Source organism: Streptomyces glaucescens (genome assembly GCF_002154375.1).
GTDB lineage: Bacteria > Actinomycetota > Actinomycetes > Streptomycetales > Streptomycetaceae > Streptomyces > Streptomyces glaucescens.
Genome location: NZ_MUND01000260.1, coordinates 1 through 5,269 on the forward strand (window position 1 = coordinate 1; position 5,269 = coordinate 5,269).

Sequence of the window (5,269 nt, forward strand, 5' to 3'; positions counted from 1 at the left end):
CCCCCACCGGCACCCGCCCGGTGAACTCCGGCTACGCCCACGACGAGCAGGGGGCACAGAGCGCTGCGGCGAACTATGCGGTCGCACTGGGCTCGGCCGAGATGTTCGACGAAGGCAAGCGCGACGCCATCCTGCGGGCCATCATCACGCCCTCCCGAGTCGCCGATTTCGCAGCGACGCTGGACAAGGCCTACACGCCCGCGTTCAACAAGAACGTAGGTCTCAACGAGGACGGCACGACGCCCAAGGGCTACACGTTCGTGTCCCGCACCAACCCGATCGGCACCAAGGTGACCGAGTCCTCGTCCGACACCGCCACGGTGGAGGTCTGGTGCAGCGGTCTGCTCGGTCTTGCGGGCGAGAAATCGACGACGCCCGTCACGAACAGCTGGTTCACCATCACCATGCAGCTCGAGTGGACCGCCGACGACTGGAAGATCGTGACGCACTCCCAGAAGGAAGGCCCTTCGCCCGTTCCCGGTGACGACAGGGCTTCCAGCGCCGACGAGATGGCCAAGGCCGTCCAGGAGTACGGAGGGTTCACGTATGCCCGGTAGGCGCCGCCTTCTCAAGCTGACCGCCGTCCTGGCGACCGTACAGACCACCGTGGTCCTCGCAGCCACGCACAGCTTCGCTGCACCTTCGCCTTCGCCTTCGCCTTCTCCTTCGCCCTCCGCGAGCAACGACCCCTGCGATCTCATCCACGGCCCCGCCAAGGACTACTGCGAACGAGGCAGCAGCAGCCGTTCCCGTTCCGGCCCCGACACCCTCGACCCCACCTCCACCCTCGACCCCCTCTCCTCCCTCGCCCAGGGCTGCGCCGACGCCGCGTCCTGGACGATCGACAAGCTCAGTGAGGCGGTCAAGGACACCGCGAACGTCGACTTCACCAACCCGCAGTTCCTCCAGCAGTACGCGGTGGTCTTCGCGGCCTCGACGATCCTCACGCTGCTCCTGTGGCTGCTGGCGGTCGCCAAGCGCGCCGTCCGCGGCGTGCCGCTGACCACCGCCATCTCGGAGGCGATCGGCTTCCTCTGGCTCACGGTCCTCGCCTCCGCCTTCACGCCGCTGATCCTGTACACGGTGGTGAGCGCCACCGACGGCATCACGGACGTGCTCGCGAAGGCCACCGGCGACCAGACCGACACCTTCTTCGGCAACTTCTCCGGAGCGCTGGAGAAGGGCGAGGACATCGGCGGCGGCCCGATCATGCTGATCGTGGTCTCCCTGGTGAGCATCCTCGCCGCGGGCGTCCTGTGGCTGGAGCTCGTCATCCGTGCCGCCCTGCTCTACGTCGGCGCCCTGCTCGGCACGGTCGTCTACGCCGGCCTGGTCGACAAGAACCTGTGGGGCCATGTCCGCCGCTGGGCGGGCATCATGATCGCGGTGATCCTCGTCAAGCCGGTGATCGTGATCGTCCTGGGCCTCGCGGGCGCCCTCTCGGCGGACGACGGCCCGGACGCCTTCTCCGCGGTCGTCTCCGGCCTCGCGATCATCCTGCTCGCCATCTTCGCCTCGGCGATGATCTACCGTTTCGTCCCGGGCTTCGGCGACGAGATCGCCGGTTCCCGCAACAACCGCATCATGCAGACCGCCGAGGGCAAGGCGGCAGCCGTGATCAGCAGCCCGGCCACCCTCGTCGCGCAGGGCATCAAGACGCACAGCACCCGTGCGGACAACAACGGCGGCCAGTCCGCCGGCACGAGCGGCCCCCGCCCGGCCAACTCCGCCGCGGGCGGCGTGGCGGCGCACAGCTCGCGCACCTCGACCGGTGGCGGCGGATCTGTCCCCTCCGCCGCGCCGCCGCCCCGCTCGTCCAGCCCGGTGAACACCCCTCACGCCAGCAACGCCCGCAACAGCAGTACCAATCGCACGGGAGGTGAAGGGCGTTGACGACCGAGTCCCATCTGTCCCATCCGGTCACGCCCCGCCGTACATATCTGATCGGCCGCGCCCGGCCGAACGCGATCGTCGGCCGCAACCGCGAGACCGGTGAGATCGTGCTGATCATCGCGGGCGCGTTCCTCGGCATGATGTGCGGGCTCCTCGTTCCGGTCCTGTCCCTCCGGATCGTGCTGCTCATGGGCTTCCCGCTGCTCGCCCTCGCGGCGGTCTACGTGCCGTACAAGCACCGCACGTTCTACAAGTGGTTCGAGATCAACCGCAGCTACAAGCGCACCCTCCGCTCGGGCGCCACCTACCGCTCCAGCGCGATCGAGGCGGGCACCCGGCTCGACGGGCGGGAGATCGAGGTCGGCCCGCCGCCCGGCATCGGCCGCATCACCTGGCTCTCGGCCCCGTTCGGCCCGGACGAGATCGCCGTACTGCTGCACGCGGACCGCAAGACGGTCACCGCCTGCATCGAGATCGAGGGCCCGGGCGTCGGCCTGCGCGACTCGGAGGACCAGGAAGCACTGGTGGACCGTTTCGGCACGCTGCTCAAGCACGTCGCCAACGGCGACGGCTTCGTCACCCGCCTCCAGATGCTGGCCCGCACCCTCCCCGCCGACCCGGACGCCCACGCCAAGGACGTCGCCGTCCGCGGCGACGACCGGGCACCGGTGTGGCTCCAGCAGTCGTACGACCAGCTCCAGTCGATGGTGTCGACCAGCAGCGAGCAGCACCGCGCGTACCTGGTCGCCTGTATGCACTACACCCGTGAGCTGGCCGCCGAGGCGCACGCCATGGCCCGCGCGGCCCGCCCGCACGGCGGCAAGGTCGACCGGGACGCGGGCCTCGCCGTCGTCATGGCCAGGGAGCTGACGGACATCTGCTCCCGACTCCAGGAGGCCGACATCCGGGTCCGGCAGCCGCTCGGCCAGAGCCGGCTCGCCTCGCTCATCCACTCCATGTACGACCCGGACCACCCGATCGACCACATCCAGGCGATGACGAAGCGCAACGCCTGGCCGGCCGAGCTGGACGCCATGGAGCCGACGTTCCTCCAGGCGAAGACCCGCGAGTCCTCCACCCGCGCCCCCTGGTGCCACGCCACGGCCTGGGTGAAGGAGTGGCCGATGACGCCCGTCGGCGTCAACTTCCTGGCGCCGCTGCTGGTCCACACCCCGGACGTCATCCGGACCGTCGCCGTCACGATGGACCTCGAACCCACCGAGGTCGCCATCGAGCGCATGCTCACCGAGAAGACCAACGACGAGGCGGAGGCGTCCCGCGCCGCCAAGATGAACCGCACCGTCGACCCGCGCGACATCGCCGCCCACAACCGTCTCGACCAGCGCGGCGAGGACCTGGCGAGCGGCGCCGCGGGAGTGAATCTCGTCGGCTACATCACCGTCTCCTCGCGTAATCCGGAGGCTCTGGCCCGCGACAAGCGCACGATAAGGGCGTCGGCCGGAAAGTCGTATCTGAAGCTGGAATGGTGCGACCGCGAGCACCACCGCGCCTTTGTGAACACGCTGCCCTTCGCCACCGGCATTCGGAGGTAGGACCTGATGCGGGACCCGCTGTCCGTCCTCACCGACGCCTTCACGTCCTTCCTGTTCGGGAAGGTGGAGACGACCCGCCTGCCGGTCCGCACGTCGACCGGCCAGGCGCAGGCGGTCTACCTGCCGACCGCGGCCCCCGGTCTCGGCGACTCCGGCGTCATCATCGGCCGCGAGGTCTACTCCGGGAAGGGGTACATCTACGACCCCTTCCAGCTGTACGGCCAGCAGCTCCCCGCCCCGCACTGGCTCGTCCTCGGCGAGTCCGGCAACGGCAAGTCGGCCCTGGAGAAGACGTACGTCCTGCGCCAGCTGCGCTTCAAGGACCGCCAGGTCGTCGTCCTGGACGCGCAGGGCGAGGACGGTGTCGGCGAGTGGAACCTGATCGCGCAGGAGCTGGGGATAACTCCCATCCGGCTGGACCCGATGGCCGCCCTGGACCACGGCATCCGGCTCAACCCGCTCGACCCTGCGATCACCACGACCGGCCAGCTCGCCCTGCTGCGCACGATCATCGAGGTCGCGATGGGCCACGGCCTCGACGAGCGCTCCGGCTTCGCGCTCAAGGTCGCGCACGCCTACGTCAACGAGACCATCGTCGAGCGCCAGCCCGTCCTGTCCGACATCGTCGACCAGCTGCGCCACCCGGAGCCGGAGTCGGCGGAGGCGATGAACGTCGACATAGACGACGTACGGGCCTGGGGCCTGGACGTGGCGCTGGTGCTGGACCGGCTCGTCGACGGTGACCTGCGCGGCATGTTCGACGGCCCGACCACGGTCGGCATCGACCTGGACGCCCCGCTGACCGTCTTCGACCTGTCCCACATCGACCGCAACTCCATCGCCATGCCCATCCTCATGGCGATCGTCGGCGTGTGGCTGGAGCACACCTGGATCCGCCCCGACCGGAGGAAGCGCATCTTCCTGGTCGAGGAGGCCTGGCACATCATCAACAGTCCGTTCGTCGCACAGCTGTTCCAGCGGCTGCTGAAGTTCGGCCGCCGGCTCGGCCTGTCCTTCGTCGCCGTCGTCCACCACCTGTCCGACGTGGTGGACGGCGCGGCGGCGAAGGAGGCGGCAGCGATCCTGAAGATGGCGTCCACAAGGACGATCTACGCCCAGAAGGCCGACGAGGCCCGCGCCACCGGCCGGGTCCTCGGCCTGCCCCGCTGGGCCGTCGAGATCATCCCCACCCTCACCCCCGGCATCGCCGTCTGGGACGTCAACGGCAACGTCCAGGTCGTGAAACACCTGGTCACCGAGACCGAACGCCCGCTCGTCTTCACCGACCGCGCCATGACCGAGTCCTCCGCCGACTTCCTCGACCACGACCCCCTGCGCGCCGCCGAACTGGAGGCAGAGCAGCGGGCCGCGGCCTTCGTCGAACAGCACCTCGGCGACTCCGAGTCCACGGTGGCCTAGATGAGACCGGACGACCGAGGCCACCGCCAGAACGCCCAGGGCGGCATCCCCGACGGCCTGCTCGTGGGCATACTCGCGTTCCTGCTCGGCATGACCCTGCTGGTCTGGTCGGCCACGGGCATGGCCGCCTGGTTCGCCCACGGTTCCTGGCCGGACGGGGTCACGTTCACCCACACGCCGTCGGCCATGCGCAGGCTCATCGCCCAGCCGCACGACATCCCGGGCGCCTGGCCGCAGACCCCGCCCGGGCAGCTCTCGGGGTACGGGCTGTTCTGGGGGCTGTTCATCGGGCAGTTGATGGTGCTGGTCGTGCTGACCGTGTTCGTGCTGGGCACGGTCGCCCGCTGGCGGGCGGGGCGGGCGGCACGCCGGACCACGCCGGTGTCCAAGCCCGCCCCGGCCCC

At 69.7% G+C, this 5,269-nt stretch carries 4 protein-coding genes and 1 pseudogene; all 5 read left to right on the forward strand.

Annotation, left to right across the window (positions count from 1 at the left end; all coding sequences use genetic code 11):
* On the forward strand, positions 1 to 557 hold a 557-nt coding region (locus CCN42_RS17950; RefSeq protein WP_107427607.1), incomplete at its 5' end, for a DUF8175 domain-containg protein.
* Complete coding sequence (locus CCN42_RS17955) at positions 547 to 1,893, forward strand: hypothetical protein (RefSeq protein ID WP_086736969.1); 1,347 nt, start codon at positions 547 to 549, stop codon at positions 1,891 to 1,893. The genes CCN42_RS17950 and CCN42_RS17955, both read left to right, overlap by 11 nt.
* Positions 1,890 to 3,446 carry an SCO6880 family protein gene (locus CCN42_RS17960; RefSeq protein WP_086736970.1) on the forward strand — a complete coding sequence of 519 codons (1,557 nt, stop codon included), beginning with the start codon at positions 1,890 to 1,892 and terminating at the stop codon, positions 3,444 to 3,446. The genes CCN42_RS17955 and CCN42_RS17960 overlap by 4 nt, the downstream gene beginning before the upstream one ends.
* A 6-nt stretch (positions 3,447 to 3,452) precedes the next feature.
* Positions 3,453 to 4,865, forward strand: a complete 1,413-nt coding sequence (locus CCN42_RS17965) for an ATP-binding protein (RefSeq protein WP_086736972.1) — start codon at positions 3,453 to 3,455, stop codon at positions 4,863 to 4,865.
* Positions 4,866 to 5,269 (forward strand): annotated as a pseudogene (locus CCN42_RS17970) (type VI secretion protein); the annotation flags it as partial.